Annotated in this window: 18 protein-coding genes and 2 pseudogenes; 2 read left to right on the top strand and 18 right to left on the bottom strand. The window is 55.0% G+C overall.

Annotated features, from left to right (window positions below; genetic code table 11):
* Positions 1-154: 154 nt before the first annotated feature.
* The 7 genes and pseudogenes from OCV66_RS00745 to OCV66_RS00725 all read right to left on the bottom strand — a co-directional run bounded on the left by OCV66_RS00745 (position 155) and on the right by OCV66_RS00725 (position 5,193).
* Positions 155-1,015: a site-specific integrase gene (locus OCV66_RS00745; RefSeq protein WP_054325868.1), complete on the bottom strand. Its 861-nt coding sequence runs from the start codon at positions 1,013-1,015 to the stop codon at positions 155-157.
* A 290-nt stretch (positions 1,016-1,305) separates the two neighbouring features.
* Complete coding sequence (locus OCV66_RS00740) at positions 1,306-2,151, bottom strand: tyrosine-type recombinase/integrase (protein ID WP_054325867.1); 846 nt, start codon at positions 2,149-2,151, stop codon at positions 1,306-1,308.
* Positions 2,152-2,578: 427 nt separating this feature from the next.
* Entirely contained in the window at positions 2,579-2,773 is a 195-nt protein-coding gene (locus tag OCV66_RS15580) for a hypothetical protein (protein WP_390124049.1), read from the bottom strand.
* 117 nt (positions 2,774-2,890) lie between these two features.
* Positions 2,891-3,307: an AAA family ATPase gene (locus OCV66_RS15575; RefSeq protein ID WP_390124052.1), complete on the bottom strand. Its 417-nt coding sequence runs from the start codon at positions 3,305-3,307 to the stop codon at positions 2,891-2,893.
* A gap of 36 nt (positions 3,308-3,343) precedes the next feature.
* Entirely contained in the window at positions 3,344-3,628 is a 285-nt protein-coding gene (locus OCV66_RS15565; protein ID WP_390124055.1) for a hypothetical protein, read from the bottom strand.
* Positions 3,629-3,780: 152 nt separating this feature from the next.
* Positions 3,781-4,116, bottom strand: a pseudogene (locus OCV66_RS00730) (plasmid mobilization protein).
* Positions 4,117-4,120: 4 nt separating this feature from the next.
* Positions 4,121-5,193, bottom strand: a pseudogene (locus OCV66_RS00725) (site-specific integrase).
* A gap of 508 nt (positions 5,194-5,701) precedes the next feature.
* Here OCV66_RS00725 and OCV66_RS00715 point away from each other — a divergent pair.
* Entirely contained in the window at positions 5,702-6,190 is a 489-nt protein-coding gene (locus OCV66_RS00715; protein ID WP_054325866.1) for a helix-turn-helix domain-containing protein, read from the top strand.
* A 191-nt stretch (positions 6,191-6,381) separates the two neighbouring features.
* Here the strand turns inward: OCV66_RS00715 and guaA are convergent, their stop codons facing one another.
* On the bottom strand, positions 6,382-7,926 hold the full coding sequence (gene guaA, locus OCV66_RS00710) for a glutamine-hydrolyzing GMP synthase (RefSeq protein ID WP_054325865.1): 1,545 nt from the start codon (positions 7,924-7,926) through the stop codon (positions 6,382-6,384).
* A gap of 207 nt (positions 7,927-8,133) precedes the next feature.
* Here guaA and OCV66_RS00705 point away from each other — a divergent pair, with 207 nt between their 5' ends.
* The gene (locus tag OCV66_RS00705) at positions 8,134-9,072 is read left to right on the top strand and encodes an Ig-like domain-containing protein (protein ID WP_159068006.1); all 939 of its coding nucleotides are present in this window, start codon (positions 8,134-8,136) and stop codon (positions 9,070-9,072) included.
* 26 nt (positions 9,073-9,098) lie between these two features.
* Here the strand turns inward: OCV66_RS00705 and dcd are convergent, their stop codons facing one another.
* From dcd to ruvB, 10 genes are all read right to left on the bottom strand, one after another.
* Complete coding sequence (gene dcd / locus OCV66_RS00700; protein WP_054325863.1) at positions 9,099-9,629, bottom strand: dCTP deaminase; 531 nt, start codon at positions 9,627-9,629, stop codon at positions 9,099-9,101.
* Positions 9,630-9,734: 105 nt separating this feature from the next.
* Positions 9,735-11,510: an Rqc2 family fibronectin-binding protein gene (locus tag OCV66_RS00695; RefSeq protein ID WP_147573659.1), complete on the bottom strand. Its 1,776-nt coding sequence runs from the start codon at positions 11,508-11,510 to the stop codon at positions 9,735-9,737.
* A 12-nt stretch (positions 11,511-11,522) separates the two neighbouring features.
* A complete protein-coding gene (locus OCV66_RS00690; protein ID WP_054325862.1) occupies positions 11,523-12,299 on the bottom strand; it encodes a Nif3-like dinuclear metal center hexameric protein in 777 nt (258 codons plus the stop codon).
* Positions 12,296-12,985 carry a tRNA (adenine(22)-N(1))-methyltransferase gene (locus OCV66_RS00685; RefSeq protein WP_147573658.1) on the bottom strand — a complete coding sequence of 230 codons (690 nt, stop codon included), beginning with the start codon at positions 12,983-12,985 and terminating at the stop codon, positions 12,296-12,298. The genes OCV66_RS00690 and OCV66_RS00685 overlap by 4 nt, the downstream gene beginning before the upstream one ends.
* Positions 12,986-13,037: 52 nt before the next feature.
* Positions 13,038-13,238, bottom strand: a complete 201-nt coding sequence (locus tag OCV66_RS00680) for a DUF1858 domain-containing protein (RefSeq protein WP_054325860.1) — start codon at positions 13,236-13,238, stop codon at positions 13,038-13,040.
* A 249-nt stretch (positions 13,239-13,487) separates the two neighbouring features.
* Positions 13,488-13,766, bottom strand: coding sequence for a zinc-ribbon domain containing protein (locus OCV66_RS00675; protein ID WP_054325859.1), 279 nt, complete (start codon positions 13,764-13,766; stop codon positions 13,488-13,490).
* A 75-nt stretch (positions 13,767-13,841) separates the two neighbouring features.
* Positions 13,842-14,498 (bottom strand): sigma-70 family RNA polymerase sigma factor, encoded by a 657-nt coding sequence (locus OCV66_RS00670; RefSeq protein ID WP_242977784.1) that lies wholly within the window; start codon positions 14,496-14,498, stop codon positions 13,842-13,844.
* 83 nt (positions 14,499-14,581) lie between these two features.
* Complete coding sequence (gene glmS / locus OCV66_RS00665) at positions 14,582-16,426, bottom strand: glutamine--fructose-6-phosphate transaminase (isomerizing) (protein WP_054325857.1); 1,845 nt, start codon at positions 16,424-16,426, stop codon at positions 14,582-14,584.
* A 314-nt stretch (positions 16,427-16,740) separates the two neighbouring features.
* Positions 16,741-18,093, bottom strand: coding sequence for a phosphoglucosamine mutase (gene glmM / locus OCV66_RS00660; protein WP_054326068.1), 1,353 nt, complete (start codon positions 18,091-18,093; stop codon positions 16,741-16,743).
* Positions 18,094-18,130: 37 nt separating this feature from the next.
* Positions 18,131-19,171 (bottom strand): Holliday junction branch migration DNA helicase RuvB, encoded by a 1,041-nt coding sequence (ruvB, locus tag OCV66_RS00655; RefSeq protein ID WP_054325856.1) that lies wholly within the window; start codon positions 19,169-19,171, stop codon positions 18,131-18,133.
* Between the last annotated feature and the right edge of the window lie 5 nt (positions 19,172-19,176).

The raw sequence follows: 19,176 nt of genomic DNA, 5'->3' as shown, positions 1-19,176 counted from the left end.
TTATTCCATTCTTCCAGAGAAGCGGCATCGGCTGGCAACTGCTCCAATATTCGGGCCAGCCGCACCCGCTGCCATTTGTCCAGATAGCGCAGATCAGATAAATACATGCAGTCCGCTTGAATAGAAAGAGCGTCCACAAGCGGTATTTCAAAGGTCATCGTTCCATCACCTCGCTTTCGTTCCATCCCACAGTCAAAGCCTCCGTTTCCAGTAGCCGGTCATAGGCTTGCTCGATCAGAAGTTCCAAACTGGCTCGGATGCCCTCTTGTGTGGCAACGCACAGTTTCCGCAGGCACCGGGGATTGCATTTTTCCGGCGATACCCGCGCGTCACGGGACAAGGACTGGAGACGGACATTGATATTCCCCCTGTCCATCAGTTTGCCATACCGGGTACAGAACACCGGGCCGCTCCCGATCCCCCGCTCCCCAGCATAGGCCAGCAGCTCCGCCCGCAGGCAGGGAGGGACGCGCAGCCGCTGTGGAGCAAATACCCAGCCCTCCCGCACGGCCTCCACGGTCACACTGGCCAAGGCATGAAGCGGCAGATCCATTGTGCCGAACATCAGCACCAGCAGATAGGTCTGGCGTTTGCCCAGCAGCTTTGCCGTCTGGAGCAGCCGGAGATATTCGTTCCGGGTCAGCTCCGGCAAAAGTGTTCCCTCGTTTAAGGGAAGCTGCCCCGCTTGTAGGTCCCGCCGCCCGGCAAACTCCAAAAGGCTGTTGACGGTGGCGGTGCAGCTATTCACGGTGCCGGGGGAATAACCCTGATCCAATAACTCGGACTGCCAGTTGGAAAGAAAGGTGGGGGTCAGATTGCTGTCCTCCGGCAGACTTTTCCGCAGCTTGGAGAGGTTGCGGCGGTAGACGCTGATGGTATCTTTTGCCCGCCCATGCTCCCGCAGGTTTTCCAGGAACCGCAGCTCCAGCTCGTCCGTCAGGCACAGGCCGGGCCTATGGTCGCGTTCTGTATTTTCGGAAAGGCCAGACCTTTCCTGTATCTTTTCCGCTGGCATACCCATTACCTCTCAGCAGTCAGAATTAACATTCCGCACACAGCTTTAGTGCTCATGTGTCCATTGGAAAGGCCAAACACAAAAAATAAGCGTCCCCTGCTCCCGTGAAAGGAGAGCGGGGGACGCACGAAACCAGGCCGCAAAAAAATCTTCTTTTTGCGGCTGGCTTTTTCACGCCCAAAAGTTAGGAACTTCCTTGCTTTTCAAGGACAGGAATGATATAATTATTTTGCATATGTAGTCCCGCAGGTAGAAAAATCGTTTTGTTTGGGGCGGAATGTTAACTCCGCCTACGACACCAGCCCCAAGCGGTCAAGCTGGCGCTGGTGCTCCGCGCCGGAGGTCAGGAGATAGATACGGGTCGTTTCAATGGAGCTGTGCCCCAGCACGTCCGCCAGCTTTGCAATATCCCGGTAGGCCCGGTAGTAGGCCGTGGCGAACAGATGCCGGAGATTATGGGGGAACACCCTGGACGGCTCCACCCCCGCCCTGACGCACAGCCGTTTCATTTCCGCCCATATCTGCCGCCTTGAAAGACTTTTGCCGTTTCCCGTGAGAAAAATCTCGCCGGAAGCGGTTTTGTTTTTCTTGGCGTATTTCAAGAGCTTCCGTGCCAGCTTGGTGGGAATGAGGATCACCCGGACTTTCCCTTTCAGGGAGATTTCCGCCCGGCCCCGCTGAACGGCTTCCACGGTGAGATAGCGAACCTCGGACACCCGGACGCCGGTAGCGCAGATCGTCTCCATCACCAGCGCCAGCCGTTCCTTGCCCAGCTCCCGCGCCGTGGCGATTAGCCGCTCATAGTCTGGGCGGGTGAGTTCGCGGGCCGGGTCACGGAACAGCCGCCGCTGTACCTTGACGAACCGCGCCCGGCAGCCCTCCCAGCCGAGAAAACGGAACAGGCCGTTGAGCGCGGACAAGGCCGCGTTCACCGTGGAGGGAGCGCGGCGCTCCGCCAGCAGCCGATCCTTCCAGCCGGTCACGGCCTCCCTGGTAACGGCCTCCCCATCCAGCCAGAGTGAGAAAGCCCGCACATCCCGCAGATATTTTTCCAGCGTGGCCGGGGTCCGTTCCTCCTGCTTCAAATAGCGGCCATAGGCCGCGATCCGCTCCGCCGTCAATTTGAAATATTCCATTTCGTAGCCTCCTGTCTGCAAAGTATGAAATTATTTTACCTTGCAGGCTGGCCGCTATGCGGACAAACTTCCAGGAAGCGCAAACCCTTGATTTTCAAGGCTTTTTCAGGGGTGCGCACTACCGGCAAGCAATGCAAGTGTGAATACACACTCACATTTCCTGCCGTCTGCTTGTTGAGGGCAGCGCCCCCAAGCCCCTTCTGAACACAGAATTTCATTCTGTGGCTGCGCGTTCTGCGAACGCTTTTTTTATCTGTACCCGGTGCCCCGTTTCGGAGCATAGGGTGTCGTGAAACGCGACATCCTATGGTACTTTTAGGGTGTCCTAAAATGGGGCACCTTCCTGGAAGATGGGGTGGTAAAATACCACCCCAGTTTTTTCGTTCCGCGACGGTGGCGACGATCGCAACGGTGCTGGGAGTACCCCTCAAAACACCGTCGCGACCGTTGCGAGCGTCGCGCTTTGCTCGATTACTTCAAACGCGGGTGCTTCCACCACCATGTAGGTCAGCCGGATACGCCGTCCGGCGTGCTTGGTTTTGTTCTCGTACTTCACCTGATGCTCTTCCAGCAACCGTCTGGCATTCACATTCAGATGTTTGATGAGCCGGTTTATCGCCATATCCGTTTGAATCGCCTAGGCCAGCTCGGTGGGACTGCCTTCCTCCATTCGCGGTTCGCGGAGGATACAATCTTCGCCACGGCTTCCAGCACAGGGTCAGGAGACTGCTTCCAAAGCTCATTCTCTGCATGGTCGGAGACCCCAAACCAGGCGCTCTTGGTCTTTGCTCAGATACAGCCGCTGATCCGGCTGGTCTCTGCCCACCACCTCAAGAGTAGCCTTGCTATCTGTCCGCTTTTCCTTCTGCATCAAGAGTGCCCCATCCGCACAGCCCAGCAAGCCGGTTGTACCAGAAATCATCTCAAAGCTGTCTCCAGCAGGCTGCTTTCTGGTGCGGTGGACAATCAGGACACAGACGCCATATCGGTCGGCAAATTGTTTCAGCTTGCCGATTACCTCATAGTCGCTGGAGTAGCTGTAACTGTCGCTCACCGCTTCCCTGACTTTTTGCAGGGTATCCACGATAATCAGCTTGGTATCGCTGTGTTCCAGAGCGAACTTTTCCAGCTGTTCATCCAGGCCACCGCCAATCATTTTAGCGGGTGGCGAAGTGGAGGGAGCTTGTCCCCTCTACGCCGAACATACGAAACATCCGGCGTTGCAAGCGGCTCTCGTCATCTTCCAGAGCAAGATAGAGGACAGTTCCCTGATGGGGCTTGTAGCCCACAAGTTCTGTCCAGTGCTGACATAGTAGGCGATTTGGGCCACCAGGAAGGACTTGCCGATTTTGGGTGCTTCGGCAAGGATATATGCTCCAGTATAGAGCAGGTTTTCAATCACTGCGGACTTTATCTCAAACACATTGTCCATCAGCTCATCCAGGGTTACAGTGTGCAGGTAAGCTGGGTCGCTCATACGGCGCATCTTCCGATAAAGTTCCTCCAAATCTCTTTCGGAAGAATTGCTTTTTTCCTCTGGGTCTGGTATAGTGAACTTAGAATTTGTAGAGATTGACTGACCACATCATCTGCGCCAACAGATGAGCCATGGGCAGTCATTTTCTTTTTTCATCGGTCATAGGCAAAGTCCTCCTGCATTCCGTTCATAATAGTTGCGATCATCTGGATAGTGTCCAGCAGATCATCATTCACGCCCTCCCCGGCCTCGATCCGGCGCAGCTCGTCCAACACAGCGGCCAGCTGATCCCGCAGCGCTTTATAGACCCTGGGGTTACCCTAGACCACCACATTCCGGCAAAGCAGTCGTCGGATGATGTAATCCTGTTTAGTCAAGCCGGTGAGCTTCACCAGTGCTTCCAGATGGAGGTCTTCCTCCGCTGATACCCTGAACACCACTGTCTTGTTTCTCCAGCGGTTGTGGTTGTCATAGTTCTTCTTGGACATTTTCTTACGCTCCTTTCTCGTTTTTTAGTGAATCCAGCTTGTCGGCCATTTCTACCTGACGGGTGGGGAAAAGATGGGCGTAGTGGTAGATGATGTCGATACTCTCATGCCCCACACGCTCCGCGATGGCCAGGGTGGTAAAGCCCATGTCAATCAACAAACTGATGTAGCTATGTCTCAAATCGTGGATGCGAATGCGTTTTACTCCGGTTTGCTTACAACCACAATCCATTTCCCGGTGGAGATAGCTTTTGCTGATGGGAAACATCCGGCTCCACGCCGTAGAACTGCTTGAGGTAGTCCTGCAACTCGTCACAGAGGAACTGGGGCATCTGGATCACCCGGTTGCTCTTGGGCGTCTTGGGAGTGGTGATGACATCCTGCTTGTTGATCCGCTGGTACGACTTGTTGATGGTGAGGGTGCGCTTCTCAAAGTCGAAATCCGCCGGGGGTAAGGCCAACAGTTCTCCCTCCCAGACACCGCACCAGTACAGAACTTCAAAGGCGTAAAAGGACAGCGGCTTATCCATCATGGCCTCGGAAAACTTAGTGTACTCCTCCCGGGTCCAGAACAGCATCTCCTTTCGTTCTTCTGCCCCATGTTGTCCGCCTGCCGGGCCGGGTTGATATTCAAGCCGTAAAACCGTGCAGCATGATTGAAAATGGCGCTGAGCTGATTGTGAACGGTCTTAAGGTAGGTTTTGGACAGAGGTTTGCGTGACAGTCCCGCATTTCCCGAATCTCGTTCTGCCAGCGCATAATGTCCTTGGCAGTGATCTCCGACAGCTTCCGCTTGGCAAAGTAGGGCAGAATCTTCTTTTTGATGATACTCTCCTTGGTGAGCCAGGTGTTGAGCTTCAGCTTGGGCTTAATATCCCTTTCATAGAGAGCAACGAAGCTCTCAAAGGTCATGTTCACATCGGCCTGCTTTTCCATCAGGAACTCCCGTTCCCATTCCAGCGCCTCCCGCTTGGTGACAAAGCCCCTTTTGAGATTCTGCTGGCGCTCACTCTTCCAGTCGGTGTAGCGGAACTGTACATACCAGGTTCCGTTGTCCTTGTTCTTAAACGCTGCCATAATTACTCCCCCTTTCTCGCCGTCTCGGTTCTCGTGCCGTAAAACTTCTCGTGGAAGAGTTTGCGGTCGATCCGCCCGGAAATCGTGATGCAGCCGTTTTTCGCCAGTTCCTCATTCATCTGCCGGATAAGCTTTTAGGCGTATGGAACGGATACCCCCAGTTCCTCGGCCACTTCATTGACGCGCATAAAAATCTGGTTTACCATAATAAATACCTTCCTTTCCTTAGTGTTGGTGACTGCTGTCTGCGGTTATTGCGTTCCATAAATGCCTCCTTGCCAATGTCCGCCTCTTTTCTCTGATTTGAAACTAGAAATCTGGCGGGTCATTTAATATGCTATGGTATCTAAGCGTATTCGCTTAGTGCTCTTATGGCACTATACATATACGCTTAGTTCAAGCCTTTTTGAGAAAGTATTATTAAATAAATTTGCTTAGATTATCTTGACAACGCTAAGCAAATATGCTATGTTTCTTATAAGAATAACCATAGATGTGAGCTAAATATATGGCGATTGGTGAACGAATTCACTTTTTCCGTCTCCTGCGGGGGATGACACAGAAATATCTCGGTATGGCGCTAAGCTTCCCGGAGAAGTCTGCCGATGTGCGCCTTGCACAGTACGAAACAGGATCAAGAACCCCAAAGGCAGACCTGACCGCTGCCCTGGCTGAGGTACTGGATATCTCACCCCATGCGCTTTCTGTCCCTGACATAGACTCCTATGTAGGGCTGATGCACACGCTGTTTACCCTGGAGGACAACTATGGACTCAAGATCAGCGAGATGGATGGAGAAATCTGCCTGAAAGTCGATGTGCGAAAGAACAAGGACGCCGCCCGGCTGCACGAAATGCTCTGTTCTTGGCAGCAGGCCGCTGCCATGTTGGAGGCAGGTGAGATCTCCAAAGAGGATTACGACAAGTGGCGCTACCACTACCCGGAGTTTGACAAGGCTCAGACCTATGTGAAGGTGCCGCCCCAGGATCTCGCTTGACCATCTCACTTATAGGCCATGAGAGGGGCCGTTTGTTGCACAGGACAATAATAAAAAGAAAGCTAACTGACTAATCAAAATCAGTTAGCTCTCTTTTTATGAATAATGAAAAAATGTTGCCAAATCGTTGCCACAGAGGGCATCACGCCTTAGAAAACCCAGTCATTCCGGGCTTTTTCAGACCTCTGAAATCATTCCCACTCAATCGTTGCTGGAGGCTTGGACGTAATATCATACACAATCCGGTTGATATGGCCGACCTCGTTTACAATCCGCACACTCACACGGTCGAGTACCTCATACGGAATCCGCGCCCAATCGGCTGTCATAAAGTCGGTGGTAGTCACCGAGCGCAGCGCGACCGTATAATCATACGTCCGTCCGTCGCCCATCACGCCGACCGAACGCATATTGGTCAATACTGCAAAATACTGGTTCATCGTATGCTCCAAACCAGCCTTTGCAACCTCATCGCGAAAAATAAAGTCTGCCTCACGCAGAATATCCAGTTTCTCCCTGGTGATCTCACCAATGACGCGAATCGCAAGGCCCGGGCCTGGGAACGGCTGGCGCATGACCAAGTATTCCGGCAAATCAAGCTCGCGGCCAAGCTGGCGCACTTCATCCTTAAACAGCAGGCGCAGCGGCTCTATGATCTCCTTGAAGTCCACGAAATCCGGCAGGCCGCCGACGTTGTGGTGGCTCTTGATGACCGCCGCGTCACCCGCACCGGATTCAATCACGTCTGGGTAAATCGTTCCTTGGACCAGATAATCGACCTTGCCGATTTTTTTGCCTTCCTCCTCGAAAACGCGGATAAATTCCTCACCGATGATCTTGCGCTTTGTTTCCGGATCGGAAATACCGGCCAGCTTGTCCAGGAAACGCTTCTCCGCATCCACACGGATAAAGTTGATGTCCCATTTCGCAAACGCGGCCTCGACTTCGTCTCCTTCATCCTTACGCATAAGGCCATGGTCGACAAAAACACATGTCAACTGATTTCCGACCGCTTCGGCCAGCAAAGCTGCCGCAACGGAGGAATCCACGCCGCCGGACAGCGCCAGCAGGACCTTGCCATCGCCGACCTTTTCCCGAATCGACTTGATCGACGAATTCTTATAGTCCTCCATCGTCCAGTCGCCTTTGGCGCCGCACACCTCATAAAGGAAATTTTTCAGCATCAACGTACCGTTTTCTGTGTGATTGACCTCCGGATGGTACTGCACGCCGTAAAAGCCGCGCGCCTCATCCGCGATCGCTGCTGTCGGACACATTTCGGTATGTGCGACAAGCGAAAAGCCCTCCGGTACTTTCGCCATGTAGTCGCCGTGGCTCATCCAGGATATTCCCTGCTCCGGAAGCCCCTTGAACAGCTTGCAGCCCGTATTATAAAATGTATCCGTTTTTCCATATTCGCGCGCTGTATCCTCCTGCGCGGCAGTTACCTCGCCCCCCAGCGTATGCGCCATAAGCTGGCAACCGTAGCAAATCCCTAAAACCGGAATGCCCAACTCAAAAAGCGCCGGATCGCACTTCGGAGATTTTTCATCATAAACGCTGTTCGGTCCACCGGTAAATATGATGCCGATTGGATGCATCGCCCTGATCTCCTCAAGCGGGGTTTTGTAGGGCTTGACCTCACAATATACATGATGTTCACGCACGCGCCGCGCGATCAACTGGTTATACTGCCCGCCGAAGTCCAGCACCAGAACAAGCTGATGGTTTTCCATTCTCATTCTCCTTTCCCTGTTCCTGTATTCCTTATATAAAAATTATGCCACAAAGCACGAATTTCGGCAAGCATTTTCCCCCTATTTCCTGCCTTTCGGCAAGATTATGGTTTCGCTTGCAAATATTCCGGAAAATTTATGCATAAAGCCCTTCAAAGCGGTGCATACTGCGGGATGCAGAACATTCTGGAAAGGGTGTATGATTTTATGGATCGAAAATTATTGATCGCTGTACTGCTGCTGCCCGCCACAGTACTCTTTTCCGGCGTGGCGCTTGCAGCCGGCCTGACATCGGAAACGCCGGCTGCGGGCGTCCCTGCAGCCTATGCCGTCGAGGCAGAGACTTGCGTAGAGATACCGATTGAGGTAGAGCTGACCGCTGCGGATTCTGATAATGATATTGTTCTGTACCAGCTTACCGAACAGCCTCGTCTCGGCACTGCATCGATCGAAGGAAATATTCTATCTTATTCCCCTGCGAAAAAAGCGGGCAAGGATAAATTTTCCTATACGGTTGTCGATGCCAATGGGAATACGGCGGAGCCTGCCGACGTTACGATCACAGTGAAAAAGAACCGCGCTGGACTCACCTATTCCGACATGACGGGAAATCCCGCGCATTATGCCGCAATCTGCCTGTCGGAAAATGGTATTATGACCGGCGAAAATATTGGCGGCTGTTCCTTCTTCCGTCCTGCCCAGACCGTGACGCGCAGCGAATTCATCACTATGGCAACCGCGGTCGCCAAGCTTCCGGTTGAACCGACCCAGCAGACCGACTTTGCCGACGACCGTGGCCTCTCTCTATGGGCAAAGCCCTTTGTGAGTACAGCCGCCGCAAATGGGCTGGTCAGCGGATACCAGACCGCCGGCGGCCTGGCCGAGATACGGGGACAGAACCCCATCACATTGGCGGAAGCAAGCGTTGTGATTCGAAATCTTCTGGGAGAGGCGCTCGACGGCGCGGAATATGTTATCGCCCCCGAGCATACCGCAGAAATGGACTGGGCGCAAAGCGCGGTCAGCAGCATGTCTCGGTTGGACGTGCTCTCCCCTCTTGCTTCGATGCTGGACAGCGGCGAACCGATTACCCGGCAGGTCGCCTGTGAAATGTTATACCGCGCAATGTTGCTGATGGAAAATTAAAGGAGGGGCGCTATGCGCCCCTCCTTTCAGGTATCACTTTTTTCAAAGTCGCGGTACAGCAGGCTCGGCTGAATCCCCGTATTGTTCTGATATTTTCCACTGGTATACGGATCATACTCTCCATCGATATCGTGATAATAAATCTGACAGATCTCCACATTAGGATAAATCCGAATCGGCTGCACGCAGAATATCTCCAATGTCCAGTAACCCGCAAACCCCACGTCTCCAAAACCAGCGGTAACATGGATGAACAGACCCAAGCGTCCGGTCGACGACCGTCCCTCCAGCATGGGGATATACCGGTCTGTCACCGTATATTCGTTTGTGCGCCCCAGGTACAGGCGGTTGGGCTGTAAGAGCAGGCCTTCCTCCGGTATCTCGATACGGTGCGCCGTATTCGGGGTTTTCATGTCAAGTACATCGTTATCATAAACAAGCAGCTCGTTCGCCAGCGACAGGTTATAGCTGTTCGGATTGACCCGCTTTGGATCGAATGGCTCGATAATAATTTCCTTGCCGATATGCTTTACAATCTCCTTACCGGACAGAATCATATACTTCCCTCTTTCCGCATTCACAATATACCTTAGCCGATATCTCAAATGAAGGTACGGCAATCCATATAGGATCTTATCAAACCACATCCTGCTTCTCCATTTTTACTCGATGCGGAGTCTTTCCACCGCCGCCTCATCCGGCGTGACGTAGGCTGTTTGGTACACATGATAGATCACCATACCCGGCTTGGCCCCCGCCGGCTTTTTGACCTGCCGTACCGGCGTGTAATCTACTGGCACAAGCGAGGACTGCCGCGCTTTGGAATGGTACGCCGCGATCATGGCCGCTTCCGTCATAGCCCGATCGGTTGGTTCGCGCCCATCGGCCACCAGAATCACATGCGAGCCGTGAATCTTCTGTGTGTGGAACCAGATATCGCTTTTAAACGCAGTCTTCAGCGTCAACAGATCGTTTTGCAGGTTGTTTTTTCCCGCGAAGATATCAAAACCGTCGCTCGAGCGATAATGGAACGGCTTTGCGGCCACCGGCTTCACGCGTTGCTTTTTGTTGCGCGCCTGCTTGCTGGACAGGACGCCCGCCTGTGTCAGCTCCTCCCGCAGCTGAGCAAGGTCCCGTTCACTCTCCGCCTCACCCAGCGCGACCAGCACGCTTTCCAGATAATCCAGATCTGCACGGCCCTGTGCGAGCTGCTGCGTCAGCACTTCCTCCGCAGTCTTGGCTTTGTTGTACAGCTTGAAATACTTCTGCGCGTTTTGCTGCGGCGTCAATCGGACATCCAAAGCGACCTCCACCTCGGGACAGGCCTCGTCGTAATAGTCCACGACCACCGCCTTGTTCATCCCCTTTTCAAGCTGGTACAGGTTTGCCGTGATTAGGTCACCCAGCCGTTTATACTGTTCGCGGTTTTGCGTCGCGTCCAGCTCCTTTTGCTGCGCAGCCAGCTTTCTTGCCAAGCGGTCGCGCGCGTTGACGACGGCCTTATGCAAATCGGCCGAGCGCCGCGCCATGCGCTCCGCTTTCCCTTTTTTCTCAAAAAACGCGGCCAGCAGGTCCGAGAAGCTTTGCTCCTGCGATACTGTCATCAGGCCTTCATATTGCGTGATTGGCAGAAAGGAAAAGTCAAAAACCGCATGATCCTCTGTCTTCGTAAGCAAGAACGGCTTCCACCGTTTTTCTGTGAGATAGCTTTTCAAGTCCTCAAACACCTGCGCCAGACGAAGCTGCTCCTCTGCGGTCAGTTTGCCGACCGGCTTCGCGGTGTCTCCCGTCGCCCGATAGGATAGCTCGCGGCACAGCAGCGGCGAAAATCCAAGCAGTTGGCTGAGCAGATACCGGTCAAGCCCCATCTCTCCATCCGCGGATTGCAGGGAGGCCGACAGCCCCACTCCCGACAGAGCAAAGGGGTCATGCTTCTCCTGCGCCGGCGGCAACCTGTAAAACAGGCCGGGCAATACCTGCCGCTTACCGGAAAGGTCTCCGTCCACGCGGCGCATCGCGTCAATGATACGGTTATCCTCCCCGCACAGGATGACGTTGGAGTGCTTCCCCATCAACTCGCAGATCAGATGTTTTTTGCAGGCCACCCCCATTTCGTCTGTCGTATCCAGTTCGATAGTCAGCATCCGTTCCACAGCCGGCTGTACGACTGCCGCAATTTTTGCCCCCTGCACATGCTTGCGCAGGAGCATGCAGAACATGGGCGGCGCCGCCGGATTCTCCCGCGCGACGTCAATAAAATGCACCCGCGGCGCGCCGGCGGCGGTCGACACCAGCAAGCGCCTTGCGCCGCCCTGGCCTCTCGTCTGCAGCACGATCTCATCCCGATCGGGCTGGTACACCTTTTCCACACGGCAGCCCGCGAGCACATGATTCAATTCTTCCGTTACTGCCCCAAGGCAGATAGCATCTAATGGCATGATCGATCTTCCTTATACAAATTGGATGCAGTCCGCGTGCCGCTCGGAAACGCTGACGCGCAACGCGGGGAACGCCCCGCCTATCTGCTCCGCGAACGCCGCTGTCACCGGATTTTCGGTTGAGAAATGACCCGCGTCCGCAAGCGTCAGCCCAAGCGTCTGCGCGCGCTGCATCAGGTCGTAGCTGCAGTCTCCGATCACGAATGCGTCCGCCCCCTTTGCGATTGCAAAATCCATCATTTTGCCACAGGCTCCGCCGCCGACCGCCACCCGACGGATCGGCCGGCCGCCATCACAAAAGCGAACGCCGCACGCACGCAGACACTCTTTGACATAAAGCGCGAACTCCCGCGGCCCCATTTCCTTTGGCAGGTCGCCAACACGTCCCAGCATCCCGTTTTCCCCCGCTTCCAGATTCCCCACGTTGGTGAGGAACAGCGCAGCGGCCAGGGCGTCGTTAACGCCTCCCTGCGCACAGTCCGCGTTGGTGTGCATACAAACGAGGGCAATCTCATGCCGGATCGCGGCACGCAGGATACGTCCAGTCGCATCGTCCTCGGTTATCCGACTGATCGAGGTAAAGATCACCGGATGATGCGCGACGATCATCTGTGCGCCGCGTTCCGTCGCCTCCGCAACGACCTGTTCGGTAATATCGAGAGAGCAAAGCACATTGGTCACTTCGCGCGCCCGATCCCCACAAAGCAGCCCCACATTATCCCAGCTTTCCGCCAGCGCGGGCGGCGCCAGCCCTTCCAGCAGCGTTACAATATCCTGAACCGTAATCATGCCAATTCCTCCCATGCCTGTTTGATCACGCGAACGATTTCACGCTGTCCGTCAAGGACGGCGCGGTCAACCGCGCTTCCGCTTTGCATACCCTCCAGCGCGCGTATTTCCCGCTGAAGCAGCTTTTCCAGATAGTCGCGCGCACCCGCCGCCTGCAGCAGCGCCGGAGAAAACGCGCAGCTGGAAAGCGGGACCACGCGCACTGGTCCACCGCCGCGCACGGAAAGCACAACATAATACCGGCGTTCCTCCCGACAGACCGTTTCACACTCGATCATATAGCCATGCGCCCAAAACCACTGCCGAAGCTCATAGACCATCGTCATTGGCTGTAAAAGCAGCAGATGCTCGCCATCTCCCGTCCACGGCGCGGCCGCCAGGATATCTGCAATCGTCTGGCCTCCCATGCCGGCGATGCTGACCGTGTCGCACTCCTCCGGCCGCACGGCCTCCAGCCCCGCCGCAAGGCGCAGCGGCAGCGCCACACCATGCTCCGCGGCATTACGGGCCGCATGATCCAGCGGCCCCTGCCGGATATCCGACCCGATCGCGGCGGCGACACGTCCGGAAAGCAGCAGAGAAACCGGCAGTTTTCCATGATCCGTTCCGATATCTGCCAGCCGCGCCCCACGAGGGATCAGCGCTGCGATGCAGGCCAAGCGGGGCGTTAAAATCATCCGTTCCATTTCTCACCTAAAAAATGGGCCGGCATGCTTTGCCGGCCCTTGTCTTTCATCCTTATTCGCCCAGGAATGCGTTGAGCTTGGCAACCAGTTCGTCCGCATTGGTGCCATGCACCATGCAGGCCTCCTCAATGCTTTCGCCCTGCGATGCCGGGCAGCCCAAGCAATGCATACCGATTTCCATAAAGAACTTTGCCGTTTCCAGATTGCGGTTCAGCACCTCGCCAATCGTGGTCTTTTTCGTGATAGCCGCCATGATGGACCTCCTGTTTGTTTTTTGTTGTCTTTAGTATACCGCAAAAATATACAAATTTCAATCACCTTATCGCGTTTTATCAGAAATCAACAAAAAAATACGCGCCCTTTTTACCATAAACGCCCCCTGCCGACCGCGCGGCCGTTTTCTCCTTTCCAACCATCCGTCACCGCAGCGGCCCGTCCCCTGAGCTGCTCTTCGTAAAACCAAAAAATGTCCGGCGTTAGCCGGACATTTTCCGTTCACTTATCAGCCCTGCTCGCGCATTTTGGCGAAGCATTCGCTGCAATATACCGGACGGTCGGACTTGGGTTCGAACGGAACACGAGCCTCTCCGCCGCAAGCAGCACAGGTAGCGGTGAAATATTCGCGCGGGCCACGAGCCGCGTTCTTTCGGGCGTCACGGCAGGCCTTGCAGCGCTGCGGCTCGTTCTGGAAACCGCGCTCTGCATAGAATTCCTGCTCGCCGGCAGTAAACACAAATTCCTGACCGCATTCCTTGCATACTAAAGTCTTGTCTTCGTACATGGTTTTTACCTCTCTTTGATACCGTTCCCTCGGGAACCTGAAATTTATGCGTACAGGCCGCATGCCTGCAATCGCCTATTGGGGTTTGATATTTGCCGATTTCCGCTTGATGCGCTGGATGGCATTATCCACAGACTTGATCGGTTTACGCAGCGTTTTGGACATTTCCTCAAACGACAGGCCATCCAAAAACAATGTTAAAACCTTTGCCTCGAATTCAGACAGAAGCGAGTAGAGCCGACGGACCAGTTCTTCCCTCTCCTCATTGCCGATCACCAGCGATTCAGGGTCACCAATCGGTGCCGTAACCCGGGTGTGCGATTCCGCAAGGTCTTCAAACAGAGGTCGATCGATTGACATGGAACGATTGAGCGGGTCGTGCTTCATTGCGGCGGCAGACCGCACCGCGGAAAAAATTTTCCGCATAACGCAGATCTTCGCAAACGCGCTGAACGGCACGCCTTTTCCTTCATCATATTCGCGGATCGCTTTCATCAAACCGAGCATCCCCTCCTGAAGCAGATCCTCTTCATCCGCACCCACTAAAAAATACGGGCGCGCACAGGTCTTTACCAGTCTGGAATACCTTTTTACCAAAGCTTCCGCCGCATCGCCGCCGCCCTGCTGCGCCAGCCGGCACAACGCTTCATCGGATAACGGCTGCAATGGAATATTTTCTATACCGTGTCTCATGTCAAGATTTATTATATGCGAAAAAAAAGATAATGTCAAGGAATTTTTGTGAAAACTACTGTTTTGATGGCAAAAACAGATTTATTTTTTTGTGCCGATTGAACAATAAACAATATTTTTCATTATTCGACAGTCACCGACTTGGCGAGATTGCGCGGTTTATCCACGTCGCAGTTGCGCTCCACCGCAATATAGTATGCCAAAAGCTGCATGGGAATAATCGAAAGAGACGCGGAAAATTCATAAAGACATTTCGGCAGCCGGATAATATGCTGACAGACCGATTCATCCCCTGTGAAGTCGTCCGTGGTGACTAATACGACGACCGCGCCGCGGGAAACTACCTCTCGGATGTTGGAGACGGTTTTTTCAAACAGCGCAGGCTGCGTTGCCAACGCCACCACCAGTGTCCCCTCCTCGATCAGCGAGATCGTACCGTGTTTGAGCTCTCCCGCCGCATATGCCTCGGAATGGATATACGATATTTCCTTGAGCTTGAGCGAGGCCTCGAGCGCCGCAGCATAGTCCAGGCCGCGCCCCAGGAAAAACACGCTCGGCCGGTTGGCGTACCGCGTGGAGATGCGCTGCATATCCTGCTGGCTTTCCAACGCTTTCTCAATGCAGGCCGGCAAGCGCTGCAGCTCGGCGCAAAGCGCGCGCTCATCCCCGATCGAGATCAGGCCCCTCGTGCGTGCGATTTTCACGGAGATCAGGTACAGGGCGGAAAGCTGTGAGGAATATGCTTTTGTGGTCGCAACCGATATCTCCGGCCCCGCCCAGGTATACAGCACTCCGTCCGCCTCGCGCGCGATGGTCGAGGATACCACATTGACGATCGCGACCGTGAACGCGCCCGCCTGCTTGGCCAGCCGCATCGCCGCCAGCGTATCGGCGGTTTCGCCCGACTGGCTGATTACGATGCAGAGATCCTTTTTCCCGATGATCGGGTTTTCATACCGGAACTCACTGGCTACCTCCGCCGTACAGTGGATGCGGCACATTGCCTCGATCACACGTTTGCCGACCATGCCCGCGTGCAAGGCGGAACCGCAGCCTACGATATGAATATTTTCGATTTCGCGCAGCCGTTCATCGGTCAGGCCGTTTTCCTCAAATACAACAGCATTGTTCTGAATTCGCGGGTTGACTGTATCCGCGACCGCTTTCGGCTGCTCCATGATCTCTTTCAGCATGAAATGCTGGTAGCCGCCCTTTTCCGCGGCCGACATATCCCAAGTGACAGTTTGGACCGCTTTCTCCACTACGTCGCCGAACTCGTTCATCACAGCCACGCTGTCCGGCCGGATAATCGCCACCTCATTGTCGTCCAGAATGATGTAATCGCGGGTCCGGCCGATAATCGCCGTGAGATCCGAGGCAATCATATTTTCCCCTTGGCCGAGCCCGATAATCAGCGGGTTATCCCGCCGCGCGGCGACGATCTCCTCCGGATTGTCCATAGAAACCACGCCCAGTGCGTAGGAGCCGCGGATGCGCTGTACTGCGGCGAGCACGGTCTTCGCCAAGTCCTCCTGCTTGCCGGTATGCAGGTAGTCGACCAGGTGCGCGACGGTCTCCGTATCCGTCTCGGAACAGAACGTGTACCCATGCGCCTCCAGTCGCTCCCGCAGTTCCTTATAGTTTTCTATGATCCCGTTATGGACGACCGCGACCTTGCCCTGACCGTCCCGACCGCCCAGATGGGGATGGGAATTGCGGTCGGACGGCTCCCCATGCGTCGCCCAGCGGGTATGGCCGATGCCGCAGGTGCAGGACAAGCCGCCCTCGGACTGGATTTTCTCTTCCAGGCTCGCGATGCGGCCCTGTGTTTTCACAACACGCAGGCCGTCCCGCGTAAAGGCGGCGATGCCGGCGGAATCATACCCACGGTACTCGAGGCTGTATAATCCCTTAATCAGAATGGGCAGCGCGTTTTCGCGGCCCGTAAATCCAACGATTCCACACATAAGAATAAATTCCTCCAATAGAAAGGATGGCAGTTTTTTAATTTTGGGTATAAAAATAGTGCGTTATGCAGAATCTGCTCTGTCCGCGCAGTCGCCCGCGCGATTTAACAGTCTGCTCACGACCAACCCACTCATGGCCGAAGGGCATCCGCCGAAAACTTCGATTAACCCTTCCCTCGTCAACTGCGATACCGGCTGCATCGCAGTTCTGGCGCTTGACTTGCTATTCTGTTGTACCGCTGCTTTTCACCCCTCTCTTTCACAAAACAAGGTGGATGCGAAAACCACATCCACCTTATGTTGGCTCTTTCTTATTATACGACAGACTCTATCACTTTGGCAACCCTTTTTGCCAAAGTATCGACCTGATTGCTGTCCTTTCCTTCGACCATAACGCGCACCAAAGCCTCTGTACCGGAGGGACGTACCAAAATCCGGCCGTTTTCCCCCAGAGCCGCGCCCGCCTCGTCGATCGAAGCCTTGACCTCCGGCAGCTCCTGCAGGGCGGCCTTTTTATCATTCGGCACCTTGACGTTAATCATGACCTGCGGCCACGGCACGACCTCCGCGGCGATCTCCGAGCATTTTTTGCCACTGCTTTTCAGAATGGACATGAACTGCAGCGCGGTCAGCTCCCCATCTCCGGTTGAGGCATATTCCAGGAAGATAACATGGCCGGACTGCTCGCCGCCAAGGATATATCCCTTGTTCAACATCATTTCCAGCACATACCGGTCTCCCACATTGGAGCATTCGATCCGCATGTCGTTTTTTTGAGCATAGGCGTGCAGACCCATGTTGGACAGCACGGTGGCGACAAACGCCCCACCGCGCAGCTTGCCTTCCTTTTTCATATGGGCGGCGCATACGGCCATGATGCGGTCCCCGTCCAGCTCCTCGCCAGTTTCGTCCACGATCAGGCAGCGGTCCGCGTCGCCATCGAACGCGACGCCCAAATCAAAGCTGCCTTTCCGGACGCGCTCCTTGAGCTGTTCCAGATGAGTCGAGCCGCAGCCCGCGTTGATATTGATTCCATCCGGCTCGTAAAACCGTATCTCCGCCCTGCACTCGACCAAACGCATCAACCGCTCGACCGTGGTAGAGGATGCGCCGTTTGCGCAGTCCACCGCGACGTGCAGGCCGGACAAGTCGCCCTTGATCGTTTCCGCAAGGTGGTCGGTGTACTCCACCACCGGATCGATCGCACTTTTCAGCACGCGGCCCAGCTTTTCATGGGTCATTTTGGGGATGGATTCAAAGTCGTCGATCAGGTCTTCGATTTTGGCCTCAGTTTCGTCCGGCAGCTTGTAGCCGTTGCCCGCAAATATCTTGATGCCGTTATATTCAAACGAGTTATGGCTTGCCGAGATCACGATGCCGGCATCCGCTTTATGCTTGATCGTCAAAAAAGCTACTGCCGGTGTTGGGATAACGCCCAGCAGCTCCACATCCGCGCCGACTGAGCAGATGCCCGCCACCAGCGCGTTTTCCAGCATATCCGAGGAGATGCGCGTATCCTTGCCGATCAGCAGCTTGGCTTTTCCGCTGTGGGTCGCTTCCTGCGTCAGCACAAACGCCGCCGCCGCGCCGATTTTGAATGCAAGCAGCGCGTCCAGTTCGGAATTTGCCACACCGCGGACACCGTCCGTCCCAAAATATCTACCCAATATCAAACACCTAACTTTCTTATTGATAACAGCGCCGTCACAGCATTTGCTGCCCGTCCGCCGGTTCCATATTCATGTGCCGATAAGCCTGCATCGTTACACACCGCCCGCGCGGCGTGCGGCTGAGAAAGCCGATCTGCATCAGATACGGCTCGTATACATCCTCCAATGTAATGGCTTCTTCACCAATGGTCGCGGCCAGCGTTTCCAGTCCGACCGGACCGCCGCCGTAATTGAGCATGATGCTTTTGAGCATGCGCCGGTCAACCGCGTCCAGCCCCAACTCATCGATCTCCTGCGCGCGCAGCGCCATGTCCGCGCTGGCCTTGTCGATCGTGCCCGTGCCGCGCACCTGCGCGAAATCGCGCACACGGCGCAGCAGGCGGTTGGCAATACGCGGCGTGCCGCGGCTGCGGCGCGCGATTTCCAAAGCGCCCTCGTGCTCGCACGGCACATTCAGTATGCTTGCCGAGCGTTCCACGATATGACAAAGCTCCTCCGCGGAATAAAGTTCCAAACGGAGCATCACGCCGAAGCGGTCACGCAGCGGGCTGGTCATCTGTCCGGCGCGCGTCGTCGCCCCGATCAGGGTGAAACGCGGCAGGTCGAGCCGGATTGAACGCGCGGAAGGCCCCTTGCCAATAATGATATCGAGCGCGTAGTCCTCCATCGCCGGGTAGAGGATCTCTTCGACCGCACGGTCTAAACGGTGGATCTCATCGATAAACAAAATATCATTTTCCGAAAGGTTTGTCAATAAAGCCGCCAAATCTCCTGCTTTTTCGATCGCAGGGCCGCTGGTGACGCGGATATTGACCCCCATCTCATTTGCAATAATGCCGGCCAGCGTGGTTTTTCCCAAGCCCGGCGGGCCGTACAGCAGGGTATGGTCCAGCGCCTCTCCCCGCTGCTTTGCAGCTTCGATGTAAACACCGAGGTTTTCCTTTACCTTTGCCTGGCCGACATAATCCGCCATGGATTTCGGCCGCAGGGAATTTTCGGTTTCATCCTCCGCCAACTGCCTGGTGGAAATAATGCGTTCATCGTCGGCCATGCCGCCGGAAAATTCAATGCTCAAAGCGA

The organism is Agathobaculum ammoniilyticum (genome assembly GCF_025567315.1).
Taxonomy (GTDB): domain Bacteria; phylum Bacillota; class Clostridia; order Oscillospirales; family Butyricicoccaceae; genus Agathobaculum; species Agathobaculum ammoniilyticum.
This window is presented reverse-complemented; position numbering and strand designations above follow the sequence as displayed.